Origin of the sequence: Microcoleus sp. A003_D6 (assembly GCF_036702825.1) — a bacterium.
Taxonomy (GTDB): Bacteria; Cyanobacteriota; Cyanobacteriia; order Cyanobacteriales; family Microcoleaceae; genus Microcoleus.
The window spans coordinates 33,208-47,397 of record NZ_JAUBWA010000052.1; the positions used below are offsets into that span (position 1 = coordinate 33,208).

Genomic DNA, 14,190 nt, shown 5'->3' on the forward strand with positions numbered 1-14,190 from the left:
ATCGCCAAGGTTCAGTGCAGCAATTCCTCTAATTTTTGCTGGTTCCACAAATACTGATAAAGCCCTGTTTGCCCTACCAATTCTGCGTGAGTTCCGCTCTGAACTATTTCTCCCTTCTCCATCACAAAAATGCGATCGGCACTAGCCGCCGCCGACATTTGGTGCGAGATAAAAATTACCGTTTTGCGATCGGTTCCCGTTGCCAAATTATGCAAAATATCCGTAGCAGTTTGATTGTCAACGCTGGAAAGAGCATCATCTAAAATCAGCACTGGAGCATCAACTAACAAAGCGCGAGCAAGTGCCGTCCGCTGCCGCTGTCCGCCAGATAAAGTAATTCCGCGCTCGCCGACAACAGTTTTGTACTGCTGCGGAAAGTTGAGGATTTCTGGGTGAATTTGGGCTTGTTTTGCCGCCGCTTCAATCTCCGGCTGTTCCGCTAAAGGATTGCCGTAGCGGATGTTATTTTTGATGCTAGTGCCGAACAGAAAGCTTTCTTGGGGAACGTAGGCGATCGCCCCGCGCAATTCCTTCAATTGTACTTGAGTAATATCTAATCCGTCTACAAATAATTCACCTGCATCAATGTCCAGCAGTCGCGGTAGCGCATTAGCTAAAGTTGATTTTCCCGAGCCGATCGCCCCAACAATTGCGACAGTTTCTCCCGGTTTTATGGTAAAATTAACATCTTTAAGTGCGGGTGTCTTAGCACCCGGATAAGTAAAATTTAGATGGCGAGCCGCAATTTCGCCTTTGACTGGAGTTGGCAGTTCAACTGCACCGGCAGCATCCTTAATTTGCGGTTCAACAGTCAGAATTGATTCGATGCGATCGACACTCACTTCTCCCCGCTGGTAAGCAGTAATTGTGAAACCCAACAGCGCCGTCGGAAACACCAAACGCTCGACATAAATCAGCAAAGCCACAAAATCGCCAATGCTAATTTCGCCCTTAGCAATTGCCCCGCCCCCGGCCGAAAGCAGCACCAACAAACTGATGCTTGCCAAACCGCCCAGCAGGGGAAAAATAAAGTTTCTAGTTTTTGCTAATTCCAAGTTTGCTGATAGCAACTGTGCGTTGGAATTGCGAAAAGCTCGGCGTTCGTTTTCTTCTTGAGCGTAGATTTTAATTACAGAAATCCCGCTCATATCTTCCTGAATTAAATCGCTCATCGCTGACAGTTCCTCTTGCACGGCTAACTGTTGGATGCGAAGTTTGTCGCTAAATAACTGCACCAAAACTAGCATGAAAGGATAAACTGCGATCGCCAACAGCGTCAACCGTACATTAATCCCCAGCATCACCGGCAAACTCAAAGCATAAGCAAAGGCTGTATTCGCCAAACTCAGCACCGCAAACCCCACCAAGCGGCGAATATTGTCCAAATCGGAAGTAGCGCGGTTAATTAAATCCCCTACCGTATTGGCAGCAAAATAAGACGGTTCTAATGTTAACAAATGATTAAATATTTGCTGTTTGAGGTCAAATTCGACTTGACGCCCCACGCCAAACAGCAAAATCCGCGACACCATCCGAATTACCCACATAATTGAGGCGAGAATCAGAATTAGTGCGACGTAGTTGAAAACTTGGTCAAATTTAGTCGCAATTTGGAGAGTGTCAACTGAATTCCGAATCAGCAGGGGAATGTAAACTCCCACAGCATTGACAACTAATAGCGAAAAAATGCCCCAGAATGTTGGCTTCCAGTGCGGGCGCATATAAGAGCCGAGTTTTTGCAGTCGAGAATAACGAGCCATAGGAAGAAGGAAGGAGGAAGGAGGAAGAAGGAAGAAGGAAGAAGTCAGAAGGAAGAAGTCAGAAGTCAGAAGTCAGAAGTCAGAAGTCAGAAGTCAGAAGTCAGAAGTCAGAAGGAAGAAGTCAGAAGGAAGAAGGAAGAAGGTTCGGCAGCGGATTTTGTAACGGATTTAACGGATGGATGCTGAAGGAAGAAGGAGTCTTCCCCAAGGTTTTCAGCAATTAAGAACGTCCTAATAGTCTTGGCGGTTGCTATAGAAGGTAGAAGTTTGAAAAAAGCATAGAAGCTCTATCGAAAGGTAGATGACCGAAAACACAAGTTAAGAAATTTTGAATAAAAATTCTGCTTGGGGATGACGCGCCATAAAAGTTGGGTTTGGGGCCGAGCCAAAACCCGATCGAGATGTCACAAACCACATTATATCTGCGGGACAGGATATCTGTGAGGAGACGGCAGTGCCGTGCCCCTACCCGCTGTGGCCACACGGCACTGTCGTGTCCTTAGCCGCCCGCACTCCTGGGCCCAAATCTCCAATCCGCCCCCGCAACCCCCCGCACCGCTGGGGTGCGCTACAATCAAAAATCGATCGGCTTAGCACTCAGACTCAGAGAGTGCTAAATTTGCTATGTAAGCCAAAGGAGACAAACATGACCAAAATAGTTGCATTTAGCGACAAATCTCGGCGGGCACTAGAACGCGGCGTCAATCAACTCGCCGATGCAGTTCGCATTACCTTGGGCCCGAAAGGCCGGAACGTCCTATTGGAAAAAAAATATGGCGCTCCCCAAATCGTTAACGACGGCATCACCGTTGCTAGGGAAATCGAACTCGAAGACCCCCTGGAAAATGCCGGCGCTCGCTTAATTCAAGAAGTCGCCTCCAAAACTAAAGATATCGCAGGCGACGGCACTACAACCGCAACTGTGATAGCTCAATCGCTGATTCGCGAAGGTTTGAAGAATGTCGCAGCAGGCGCAAATCCAGTCGCGCTGCGCCGGGGTATTGAAAAAACGATCGCCCATTTGGTACTGGAAATCGCAAAATTGGCGAAACCCGTCGAAGGAAGCGCCATTGCTCAGGTCGCCACTGTCTCCGCCGGTAACGACGAAGAAGTCGGCGCCATGATTGCTCAAGCAATGGAAAAAGTTACGAAAGACGGCGTAATTACTGTTGAAGAGTCGAAATCTCTGACAACAGAATTGGAAGTTGTCGAAGGGATGCAGTACGATCGCGGATATCTTTCTCCGTATTTCGTCACCAACGGCGAGCGCATGGAAGTTGAGTACGAAAACGCTCGCATCCTGATTACCGACAAAAAAATTAGCTCGATTCAAGAACTAATTCCAGTTCTCGAAAAAATCGCCCGCACGGGTCAACCGCTGCTAATTATCGCCGAAGATATTGAAGGCGAAGCTTTGGCAACTCTGGTAGTCAACAAAGCCCGCGGCGTATTGAACATCGCAGCAACCAAATCTCCCGGATTTGGCGATCGGCGCAAAGCTATGCTTCAAGATATCGCCGTTCTCACCGGCGGTCAATTGATTTCCGAAGAAGTCGGACTCAGCATCGATACCGCAACTCTAGAAATGCTCGGTACCGCCCGCAAAATTACGATCGACAAAGAAAACACCATCATTGTCGCTGGCGAGGAACACAAAGCTGACGTGCAAAAACGGATCGAGCAAATCCGCAAGCAGCTAGAAGCGACGGATTCCGACTACGACAAGGAAAAATTGACCGAACGCATTGCCAAACTCGCCGGCGGTATCGCTGTAATTAAAGTAGGCGCGGCTACCGAAACCGAACTCAAAGACCGCAAACTGCGCATTGAAGACGCTTTGAACGCCACTAAAGCTGCTGTGGAAGAAGGTATCGTTCCCGGAGGCGGCACGACGCTAATTCACCTGATTACCAAGATAGAGGCGATTAGAAATACTTTAGATGCTGAAGAACAAGTTGGCGCTGACTTGGTTGCTAAAGCTTTAGAAGCACCTTTGCGTCAAATCGCTGATAATGCGGGTGTTGAAGGTTCGATCGCGATCGAGCGAGTGCGGGGGAGCGAGTTGAACATCGGCTACAACGCTCTCACCGACGTGTACGAAGACATGATTGCCGCCGGGATTATTGACCCGGCTAAGGTGGTGCGATCGGCTTTGCAAAATGCCGGTTCCATTGCTGGTATGGTGTTGACTACTGAAGCTGTGATTGTCGAAAAACCCGAGAAGAAAAAAGCCGGCGGCGACATGGGCGACATGGGCGGCATGGGCGGCATGGGCGGCATGGGCGGCATGGGCGGCATGGGCGGCATGGGCGGCATGGGCGGCATGGGCATGATGTAGTCATCAGTCATCAGTCATTAGTCATTAGTCATCAGTCATTAGTCATCAGTCATCAGTCATCAGTGATGAATGATGAGTTTGCAGCTAAAAACTGCCTGGTGACTGCTGGCTTTTGAGACAAAAAAGCCGTCTGTAGCGTCTGTAGGGTGCGCACTGCGCACCTGACGCTATTAGACCTCTTTCAAAAATAACTAGGACGGGCAAGATGCCCGTTCCACAAAAAACATTTTTTCTTGTGGAACGGGCATCTTGCCCGTTCCAAAATTTTATTAAAAGGACTTTTGCAAGAGGTCTTATATTCTCAATTCAATAGTCCGGACAGTTTTCCATCACTAACGGCAGAATGCGAGTTTCAGCCTTCTCAGTGAGGTCAAATGCTAACGGTAGAATGAGGGTTTCAGCCTCTGTCTCCAAAACTGTCCGGAGTATTGTCAATTACCAATTAAGCTGTTCGACATTTAAACCACTAACAAGGCCTGTAGGGTGCGTCAGCTAGAACACTTACTAAGCAAGGGAAACAAGATAGGGCTGACGCACCCTACAATACTATTTTAAATGCGTAACAGCTTACTAATTAGCCATTACAAAAACTGATTCAGGAAAAAGGCGATCGCAGCACTGCCGATCGGCACAGTCAAATTGTCAATTCCCCACTTAGAAACCGATTCTAAACTAGCAGCAACCAAAGCCACAACGGCAGACACCGCCCAAGTTTGCCAAATATTGCCTTGAACCGCCAGCAAAATCAAACTGCTAACAGCAAAACTCACCAAATACATAGTTGCAGAACCTTCCCAACTCTTCTGCATTCCCCAAACTCGATAAATATGTTTGCCGTATTTTTGGCCGATGACAGCAGCCAATCCGTCGCCCCAAGTCATCACTAAAATGCCCAAAGCAGCGTATTCCTGACGTTGCAGCGGCCAAAACCAAGCTACGAGAATGCTGATACTAACAGCATAGAAAAAAGTCCCCAAACTCTTCCGGTTGATGCTGTTGAGACTGGGTAAAATCGGAACTTGGTAGGAAATTAGGGCGATCGCACCTGCTAAAATTCCCGCCGAAATCCCCACCCAACCGGGTATTTCCAGCCACCAAGCCAGCAAAATCACGTTCCCAGTACCGATGTGAACCACCTTCCGCGATACCTCAGCATCGACAGAAGTAAAGCGATTTAAGCCCTCAGCTACCAGTAAAATCAAGCCCAACCAGGCTCCCACGAGGGAAATTTGCAACCACACAGTCGGAATTTCAGAAAATATAGACACGATAATTTAGGAAAAACTTCGATCGGGCAATGTTTACCACTTTAGTGGAAAGGCGATCGATTTATGCCGGAGAGGGCGATCGCAATTCAGGGAGCAAAAATTGGTGCTTTTTTAAGTCGATTCACCGGACAACGTATTGACAATGTAAATACATATTGGTTACACTATCAGGTATGGATGTGTATTTCGTACTCAATGGTGTAGCCTTCGTTTGGAATGACGAGAAAGCTCGGATCAATCCCAGAAATCATGACGGCGTAACATTTAAGCAAGCAGCAGAAGCATTCTTCGATCCCCTTCTAGTGGTGGTTGATGCCAGCCGCAACGATGAAGAGCGAGATGCTGTCATTGGTTTGGACAGACGTTGGAATCTTTTGTATGTCGTCTACATTGAGCGTGAAAACGACATCATTCGGATAATTTCGGCACGTAAAGCTACACGCAAGGAACGCGAATACTATGAAAATTGAGGCATTGAAAAAGCGGTTAGATAAAAATCGTCCCATGACAAGTATCACCATTCGGATGCCCGAAGATGTGATCGAAGATTTGAAACGAGTAGCACCATTGCTGGGTTTTTCTGGTTATCAGCCGTTGGTACGTGCTTATATTGGACAAGGATTGCGATCGGATTTGGAGCGTCTTGAAGGTGATACAGTTTCTGCATTGATTGCCAGTTTGAAGCGTCACGGTGTGAGTGAAGCAGTCATTAATGAAGCACTCAGCGAAGTCACTCAGCAATGAATATTTAAAATCACAGAAAAATAGGTTTGATTGCTATGCAGTACGTCTTAATTATTCATGAAGTCGAAAATTATGCAGCTTGGAAAAAGGTATTCGATCGTGCTGCAACCATCCGAAAAGAAGCTGGCGAGCGCTCCTATCAGGTCTTGAAGTATGACAATGAACCCAACAAAATCGTTCATTTCTCCGCGTGGACATCAATCGCAGATGCTAGGGCGTTTTTTGAGTCGCCTAGACTGGTTAAAATTAGAGAAGAAGCCGGAGTTAAAGCTCCTGAGTTTATTTATCTAGACCAATTAGAGTCAGGAGTCTTGTGAAAGACCTATTTGTATAATGTAAGTTGTTCAAACTATGTGGTTAAGTTTTGAGTATGTACGACGGTAGCTACTACCAGCTAATGGCTGAGTACAATTGCTGGATGAATCAAAAAATATATTCTGTCTGCTCTGCAATTCCTGATGAACAGCGCAAACAGGATATGGGTGCATTTTTCAAGTCTATTCATGGCACTTTGAATCACTTACTGTATGGTGACAAAGCATGGATGGGTCGTTTCACTCTTCACCCATTTTCTGTTACCGTTATCGGGCAAGAACTGTATGCTGAATTTGAGGCTTTGAGAGCCGAACGGGAGACAATGGATCGGCAAATTATAGAATGGTCTAGACACCTTAATTCTGACTGGTTGAGTCAACCCTTTGAGTACACAAGCAATGTAGACGGTAAATGCCGCGTGTTACCGACTTGGGTTCTGGTGACACATATGTTCAATCATCAAACTCACCATAGAGGGCAAATTACTACACTTCTCAAACAACTTGGCTACGATCCAGGGGTTACAGATATTCCGTGGCTACCCGTCGCCTCTGTATAACGTCAAGATAATATCAAGGCATTTGATGCTTAATTATTAGTGTCCGTTTCCGGCTGACAATGCTGTCACTATGGCTGTTACTGCGGGACTAAGGCTAGACAAGACAACGACGGAAGCAGTAGCAATAATAATAGTTGTAGCCATCCTCACCATACCATCAGTTCCTTTCTGATATGCGTCGAACTTGTATTCTAGGCGATCGACTTTTTGACCTAGCTCTTCCCTGACCTTACCTAGTTCTTCCCTGAGCTGAATTAATGCTTCTGCGATCTCATCATTGCTTGGATTTTCTGGTATCTGCATAGCGATTTCTCCTATTCAAACTACAGACCTTAGCTTTAGTGTATCAACATCATAACATAATTAAACACCGAATATTTTAATTAAGTAAACTTCAAATTTATGAGATTTTGTGGAACAGGCAAGATGCCTGTTCGTGAGAATGGTGCAATATCTCAGTTGAACCAAACTTGATATTAAAGTTCAGAATTCAGCACTATTCACCAACTTCCGCACAGCCGAAAAAGCCCTCCCCCGCCACTTTACCGGCAGCAGCGACAATCCCAAACCCGCCCACATTTTCGCCTCAGAAACCGACTTCCCAGCCCGCACCATCTGCCGCCCTTTTTCAGTTTCACCCACCTCAATCAGTCGCAAACCTAGCGCTAATTGAGTTTCTGCAATTCTCTCGATCCTGACTGTTTCCAACTTCTCGGAATCAAACTCGTAACTGGTCAAATAGCGCAATTTATCGCTCAAATACGGAATTGCCCGATCGCATCCTTGCTGTCCTGCGTGAAATCGATACTCCATCAACAGCTCCGGCAAGTAATAGCACTTTTTGCCCGCAATCGCAAGTCTCACAAACAAATCGTTATCTTCGCAATTTTGCCAATTTGGCCGCAGAAATCCGACTGATTCCAGCGCGCGGCTGCGAAACAAAGTTGCGCCTATTTGCAAACTTTGTCTCAGAAAAACTGTAGCAAGTAAATCTTCAATTATTCCAGCCGACAACTCGGTGCGGCCCCACCGCTGCGAATTGAGTTTCGTCTGGTTTTGATCAATATTATTTTTAACATCAATGACCCAGTGATCGGTACTGACAAAATCAATGCTGGGGTCTTTATCTAAAATAGCAGATGTCCGCTCTAAAAATTGCGCGCTCAGGCGATCGTCATCGTCAAACTTGATAAAATATTCGCCCCTTGCCGCCGCAAAGCCCGATCGCATATTATTACTCTTGCCGATATTCTGCGGGTGGCGAATGTAGCGAATCGGGCGATCGACAAATTCCGACATCAACAGCGGAGTGCTGTCAGTCGAACCGTCATCGCAGACAATTAATTCAAAATCTGTATAAGTTTGATCTAGCACGCTGGCGATCGCACTTGCCAACAAATGCACTCGATTGTAAGTAGGAATGCAAACGCTAATTTTCGGCACAAATTTATACTATTTTAGATTTGAAATCCTCGAAAAATTTTGCAATTCAGTCCAGAGAAAAGAACCACCAATTCCCAATGCCCTATGACCTGTTTGGCCAATGTCCAATGCCCAATGCCCAATGCCCAATTCCCAATGTATTTTAACTCAAACGAGCCGTACATTCGAGAATTAACTTTTGATTCACCAAAGCAAAAGGTTGAATTTCCAAAGCCCGGCGAAAAGCTCGAATAGCACTTCTGTATTCTCCCAGGGCAGCGTAGCACAAACCCAGACCGTGCAGCGCCCCAAAATGCACCGGGTTCAGTTTGAGGACAATTTCGCAGTCGTCGATCGACTTTTTATAATTGCCTTGAGTATAGTGAAGTACGGCGCGCCGGTTCCAAGCTTCAGCAAAATCCGGCGCTTCCGCAATCAGTTTCGTCAGCAAATCCAAAGCGTGGCGAACATCGCCTGCCTCCAGCGAAACTTGCGATCGCCTGAGAATTTGCATCCCACAGTCACCCTTCTGGTTAAACCAAGTACGCCAGAGTTCTGTAGTTGCCCGATCGCGCACCCTTTCGTCGGACTTTTTCAAGTCTTCGAGCAGCGCATTAACAGATAATTCGTCCATAGGTGCGAGGATGGTTAAAAACGTTTTATTAATCAATTTTATCCCGCAAGCGGCAACTTTATTTATCCCACATCTTGCACCATTCTCAAGAACAGGCAAGATGCCTGTTCCACAAAGAGTGAATTTTCTTCTTGTGGAACAGGCCGAAAAGCCTGTTCCTAAACAAGTAATTGAGAATGGTGCAACATCTCAGTTTATCCCACACCCCATGAAGATTTTGATGCTTTCCTCGACTTTTCCCTATCCGCCCAGCCGCGGAGGAACTCAGGTAAGGACGTTTAATTTATTGCAATACTTGAGCCAGCGGCATGAGGTAATTCTCGGTACAGTGCGATCGCCCGATATCACCGACGCACAAATCGACACATTACGAGGGCAAGTTACAGAATTGGCAGTTTTCGAGACTCCTGGGATTGTTTCAACAGGGATTACCGGAAAAATCCGGCGTTTCAGTCGATTTTTGCAATCGGGAACGCCTCCCAACGTACTCTCAAGCTACTCCCAAGAAATGCAGAATTGGGCAGACGAATTGGTAACAGCAGGCAAATGCGATGCTGTCACCTGCGAACACAGCGTTAATGAGATTTACGTGCGTCCAGAATGGCGGCAAAAACTGCTGACAGTGGCAAACATTCACAGTTCCGTTTGGGGAACTTGCAGGGAAATGTTAGCAACCGGTACCTCGGAAAAACCACTGCGCGATCGACTAAATTTACCGCTACTCGCCCGCTACGAAAAACGCTACTGTTCCAAATTTTCCCGCATTGTCGCGACAACATCCACAGACAGAGAGCAACTTCTAGAATTGCTGTCGCCTCCGGTTCGAGTGCGAGGAAAACAAGATTTTTTTGTACCTCCCATTGATGTAATTCCTAACGGCGTGGATTTAACTCAATTTCCGTACCGGTCGATCGATCCGGGAGGACACACCTTAATTTTTGCAGGCGCAATGAACAATTTGCCCAATATTGACGCGGCGCGGTTTCTCAGTTTGCAAATACTGCCGCCTTTGCAGCAGCGCTATCGGGATGCCACCCTAACCCTAGTCGGGGCTTCGCCAGTCCCGGAAGTGCTCGCCTTGGGGAAACTCCCGGGAATTCAAGTAGTAGGTCGGGTGCAAAGGGTGGCAGAATATTTGCATCAAGCTGCTGTTTGTGTGGTGCCGATGCGGATTGGTTTTGGAATTAAAAATAAAACTTTGGAGGCGATGGCTGCGGGAACCCCTTTGGTTGCCAGCGATCGAGGTTTGGAGGGTTTAGCCGTCGGTGGCGGCCCACAACCCAGAAGGGCCTTGCGGGCGAACAAAGTTCAGGAGTATGTTGAGGCGATCGCCAGTTTGTTTGAAAATCAGCAGCTAAGACAGGATCTCTCCCAGAGCGCGCGATCGCTCGTTGAAAGCCAATACACTTGGGATATCATAGGTCGGCAGTACGATCGGCTCTTGCAATTTTAAATTCTAAATTCTAAAATCTAAATTCTAAAATGCCACGATGGAACACAAAATTAACCCCTCAAAAAATCGAGCCAAACCCCCAGAAAATCCCAAAATTGCTCCTCCTCCGACAAGACGCCGCCGCCAAACCCGACGCCCCAAAAAACTTCAAGACTCCCAGCTTCCCATACCTGCTTCCCCAACTCCCGCCAGATATCCCTGGAAAAGACTGGTAGCTAATTTGACAGCCCTCAGCGTCTTGTGCGGCTGTTCCGCTTTGATGGGAGGCGGCGCTTGGCTGAGTTACCAGCTAATTGTCGATCCCAACGGCAACAAGTTGATCTCTCAGTTTGTGCCTGGATGGTCGCGCCTGCCTACAGGTAGCAGAGATTCGATTCAAACTCTGGATCAAATCAAAGCCAGCGTCCGCAAATTGGGATTCGTAACCGGAGAACCCCTGTCGCTTCCCGTCGATAATTCTATTTCCGATTTGCTCTTGCCGGTGATGGTGGAAAGGACTGTTAATGCTTCTACTGTTTGCAAAAATCCTTGCCGTCAAATTGTCGAACTTCGGGTGTACAAGCGGGTACAGCTTCCCGATCGCGATTCCGAGCAAGAGCACTATTTTCAGTTAGCAAGTTCTGTGAATCTAGAAGGCCCTGCGGAATCTTTTGTCATTGCTTCTTTAGCTGACTCTACATCTGACAATCAAGCCTCCAATCAGTCCCTACCCCTAACAGAATTGCGCCGGTTTGACGGCAAGCCCCCCGCCTCGGGCATTTGGTTTAATGTCAGCGGTCAACTAAAGCGGGGCGACAAGAAAATTCCCTACGGACAAGTCGTTCGCTACAACCCCAGCCAAAATCATTTAATGCCACTGTTGGAATGGGCGAGTGCGGCTGGACAACCGCCGAATTGGCAGCAAATTGTTAAGGGGCCAAACCCGCAGTTGGCGATCGACCAAACAGTTGGTTTAGAGCCGCAATTTACCCTTTATCAAATTGGCCCGCGCAAATTTTTGCCGAACCCAGTTCAGTTAACGGCGATTTCTTTAGAAGAATTTGCCTTCAATGACGAGACTTACAAAAATGGGCTGCGACTGGCAAAAAGCGGGCTGTGGTCTCCAGCATTAAATGTCATGCGTATTGCTAAGGGGAAAGCCGGCAAAAATTGGCCCGCAGTCGCGCAAGCTCAGCTAGAAACGATCGAATTTCACGCTAAAATTACTCGGGCTCAGGCGATCGCATCTTGGGCCAGTCCCGGTCAACAAGTTCTCGCAGAATTGATCGACGGCCGCTGGAGCGAAGCTTTGCAAGTATTTGAAGCCGATCCGAGCAACACTAACGAAATAGCCACAACCCTCAAAAATGACAGCGGGCGGATCTGGAACCGCGTAGACGCCGCCTTGAGAGTGAATGCCGCTGACGCCGATGTCAAGGCTTGGGGCGCGCTGATTGTAGCGTCTCAAGACGGAACTCGCGAGGCGATGAATTGGCTCGACCAGCAATCAGATACTGACAGCGAAACAAGAAGTCGAATTCGGAATTTGGTCAACAAACTTGAGGAAGCAGTTTCTCAGGCTGAAAGTTTAGAAGACCACAAAAGTCAAATTATGGGTTCTGCTACTTTAATTAGCACTATCAATCCCGCTGAGTGGCTGGAACCCTCCGCGAAAAACGAGTTAAAATTGACCGGACAACAAGTTTGGTATCAGGTGCAGGTAGCGAGTTTTTACGACGGCAGCCGCTGGGTGAATTCGCCCTTTTCAGATGTAGAAGTGCGCTCTTTTCCTGCTACTCAAGTCAAGTGGCTGTGGGGGCGGCTGGGATTGCAGGCCGACCCCAAGATTAAGATTGAGGTAGCGATGGCTAACGGTCAACAAAGAGTCGCTGTGGGAACAGTGAAAGCAGTGCAGGTTCAAGACGGAAGTCTGCGGTTGCTGGCAGCGGTTGACAAGCGATCGTGATCTGGCAGAAAGCATTGGGCACAGGGAACAGTCCCGCACGCACTTTTGAGACAAAGAAACCGGGTTTTTTTACCGTTTCTGCCGATTGCAACAGAAGTATTTTCGTAAAAAAACCCGGTTTCCGGCCACCAGTGCGCCAAAACTAGGAAAAAGGAAAATCCTTTCTTTTGCCCCTCCCGCAACTCCGAAAAGAGGCGCAATCTCAAAACTCTTCCCTCCCCACTTATAGCTCTCGGACAACAATGCAGACAAAAATTTTGTTAATTAAATTAACAGAACTTGCACGCAAAAAAACCAGAGATGTCAAATCGCGCCCTTTTTGGAGAGTGCTGCAATCATCTGCCGTTTCACCGCTTTAGCCCAAAGCTCAAACTCCAAACTGTTGATATTGTTAATTTTTACTTCCTCAACAGGCTGATTTGGGGCTTCTTTCTGTGCTGTAGTCTCCATTCTTTTTTCCTCATCCAAAAATTGTTAGTAGTCGATCGCAAACGGTTAGCATCATACATCTATTCTATGAACTAATTGCTGCGATTAATTACACTAAAGGCATAGAATTCAACCATAAAATGCAGTAAATACATTGAGATCATGCAATTTACGAATTTAATGTAATAAAATCCTGCAACCATTGGTATATATAGGCTTTTCGTGACATTAAAATCTTACAATTTACATTGTATGGCACTATGAAACCGCTACTTATGTTAGTAAACTTATTTTTCAATGAATGTATTGGCATATACAGCCGAAAATCATTTATTGAATTCACATAGTGCCGTAAAGCCGATCGCCCGCATCTCCCAGTCCGGGTACAATATAGCCGTGCTCGTCCAAACCTTCGTCAACAGCAGCCGTATAAATCTGCACGTCAGGGTGCTGTTCGTGAAAGTGCCCCACTCCCTCCGGTGCCGCCAGCAAACACAAAAACTTAATAGACTTCGGATTAACTTCTTTGAGCCTATCCACTGCCGCCACTGCTGAATTACCCGTAGCCAGCATCGGATCGACAATTAAAACATCTCGCTCTTCGATATCCTGTGGAACTTTGAAATAATATTCGATCGCCATCCGAGTTGTCGGATCGCGGTACAAACCAATATGTCCTACCCTCGCCGACGGAATCAGTTCTAAAATACTATCTAACAGTCCCTGACCGGCCCGCATAATCGAAACAATGACCATGTTCTTTTCTGCCGCCAGCATCGGTGCATTCATTTTTGCGATCGGCGTTTCTATTTGTTCGTATTTTAGGGGCAAATCTCGCGTCACTTCATAAGCTAGCAGCAGCCCAATCTCTTTCAGCAGTTGGCGAAATTTTGCCGTACTCGTTTGAGTTTGCCGCATTAGAGTTAACTTGTGCTGTATCAAAGGATGGTCGATGACAGTAACTTTAGCACTCATTTTTTTGAATAATTAATTTGCTTATCACGTCAAATATCGCACTTGCCACTAAGCAGCTTGTTGGGAGTGTAGTGTGAGGTAAGCTGTTACGCATTTAAAATAGTATTGTAGGGTGCGTCAGCCCTATCTTGTTGGGAGCATAACAGTTATGCAATCAGTATAAATACTGATGATAATTTAAGCTGCTGCTTTGAGATTGACACCAATCATTCCATTTAAGTAAGCTACTCGATGAGCCAAAACTTGCGGGACATTTTGCTCATTCCATTGTGCGCCAGAAATTTTGATACGACGACCAATCTGTTTGATTGCTGATTCCACGGCACCAGAACCAATTGAACAAATCTG

The 14,190-nt window shown here is 46.8% G+C and carries 15 protein-coding genes; 8 read left to right on the forward strand and 7 right to left on the reverse strand.

Translation table 11 applies throughout. The annotated features are described in order from the left end of the window. Positions 1 to 11: 11 nt before the first annotated feature. Entirely contained in the window at positions 12 to 1,760 is a 1,749-nt protein-coding gene (locus tag QUB70_RS16055; RefSeq protein WP_332981819.1) for an ABC transporter ATP-binding protein, read from the reverse strand. Here QUB70_RS16055 and QUB70_RS16060 point away from each other — a divergent pair. Together QUB70_RS16060 and groL are read left to right on the forward strand one after the other, a co-directional pair. Beyond that, on the forward strand, positions 1,737 to 1,946 hold the full coding sequence (locus QUB70_RS16060; RefSeq protein ID WP_332981820.1) for a hypothetical protein: 210 nt from the start codon (positions 1,737 to 1,739) through the stop codon (positions 1,944 to 1,946). The two genes, QUB70_RS16055 and QUB70_RS16060, sit on opposite strands and share 24 nt — an antisense overlap. Before the next feature lie 460 nt (positions 1,947 to 2,406). Next, complete coding sequence (gene groL, locus QUB70_RS16065; protein ID WP_332981822.1) at positions 2,407 to 4,098, forward strand: chaperonin GroEL; 1,692 nt, start codon at positions 2,407 to 2,409, stop codon at positions 4,096 to 4,098. A 581-nt stretch (positions 4,099 to 4,679) separates the two neighbouring features. On the opposite strand, the gene QUB70_RS16070 is transcribed toward groL, so the two are convergent. Continuing rightward, positions 4,680 to 5,366, reverse strand: a complete 687-nt coding sequence (locus QUB70_RS16070) for a diacylglycerol/polyprenol kinase family protein (RefSeq protein WP_332981824.1) — start codon at positions 5,364 to 5,366, stop codon at positions 4,680 to 4,682. 179 nt (positions 5,367 to 5,545) lie between these two features. Here QUB70_RS16070 and QUB70_RS16075 point away from each other — a divergent pair, with 179 nt between their 5' ends. Genes QUB70_RS16075 through QUB70_RS16090 form a run of 4 tightly spaced genes read left to right on the forward strand, consistent with a single transcriptional unit; the run spans position 5,546 to position 6,984 of the window. After that, a complete protein-coding gene (locus QUB70_RS16075) occupies positions 5,546 to 5,836 on the forward strand; it encodes a BrnT family toxin (RefSeq protein WP_332981825.1) in 291 nt (96 codons plus the stop codon). Beyond that, entirely contained in the window at positions 5,826 to 6,110 is a 285-nt protein-coding gene (locus QUB70_RS16080; RefSeq protein WP_332981826.1) for a hypothetical protein, read from the forward strand. The genes QUB70_RS16075 and QUB70_RS16080 overlap by 11 nt, the downstream gene beginning before the upstream one ends. Positions 6,111 to 6,145: 35 nt before the next feature. After that, positions 6,146 to 6,427 (forward strand): putative quinol monooxygenase, encoded by a 282-nt coding sequence (locus QUB70_RS16085; RefSeq protein WP_332981828.1) that lies wholly within the window; start codon positions 6,146 to 6,148, stop codon positions 6,425 to 6,427. A gap of 53 nt (positions 6,428 to 6,480) precedes the next feature. After that, complete coding sequence (locus QUB70_RS16090) at positions 6,481 to 6,984, forward strand: DinB family protein (RefSeq protein ID WP_332981829.1); 504 nt, start codon at positions 6,481 to 6,483, stop codon at positions 6,982 to 6,984. A 36-nt stretch (positions 6,985 to 7,020) separates the two neighbouring features. Here the strand turns inward: QUB70_RS16090 and QUB70_RS16095 are convergent, their stop codons facing one another. The 3 genes from QUB70_RS16095 to QUB70_RS16105 all read right to left on the reverse strand — a co-directional run bounded on the left by QUB70_RS16095 (position 7,021) and on the right by QUB70_RS16105 (position 9,040). Beyond that, a complete protein-coding gene (locus QUB70_RS16095) occupies positions 7,021 to 7,287 on the reverse strand; it encodes a hypothetical protein (protein ID WP_332981831.1) in 267 nt (88 codons plus the stop codon). A gap of 180 nt (positions 7,288 to 7,467) precedes the next feature. Next, a complete protein-coding gene (locus tag QUB70_RS16100; protein ID WP_332981832.1) occupies positions 7,468 to 8,427 on the reverse strand; it encodes a glycosyltransferase family 2 protein in 960 nt (319 codons plus the stop codon). Between the two features lie 142 nt (positions 8,428 to 8,569). Further along, positions 8,570 to 9,040, reverse strand: coding sequence for a tetratricopeptide repeat protein (locus tag QUB70_RS16105; protein WP_332981847.1), 471 nt, complete (start codon positions 9,038 to 9,040; stop codon positions 8,570 to 8,572). A gap of 208 nt (positions 9,041 to 9,248) precedes the next feature. Between QUB70_RS16105 and QUB70_RS16110 the strand changes: the two genes are divergently transcribed. Then, positions 9,249 to 10,493 (forward strand): glycosyltransferase family 4 protein, encoded by a 1,245-nt coding sequence (locus QUB70_RS16110; RefSeq protein WP_332981848.1) that lies wholly within the window; start codon positions 9,249 to 9,251, stop codon positions 10,491 to 10,493. Positions 10,494 to 10,530: 37 nt separating this feature from the next. Further along, a complete protein-coding gene (locus QUB70_RS16115; RefSeq protein WP_332981834.1) occupies positions 10,531 to 12,438 on the forward strand; it encodes a hypothetical protein in 1,908 nt (635 codons plus the stop codon). 303 nt (positions 12,439 to 12,741) lie between these two features. Here the strand turns inward: QUB70_RS16115 and QUB70_RS16120 are convergent, their stop codons facing one another. Beyond that, positions 12,742 to 12,888, reverse strand: coding sequence for a hypothetical protein (locus tag QUB70_RS16120; protein ID WP_332981836.1), 147 nt, complete (start codon positions 12,886 to 12,888; stop codon positions 12,742 to 12,744). Between the two features lie 318 nt (positions 12,889 to 13,206). Beyond that, complete coding sequence (gene upp / locus QUB70_RS16125; protein WP_332981839.1) at positions 13,207 to 13,842, reverse strand: uracil phosphoribosyltransferase; 636 nt, start codon at positions 13,840 to 13,842, stop codon at positions 13,207 to 13,209. Positions 13,843 to 14,190: the final 348 nt, after the last annotated feature.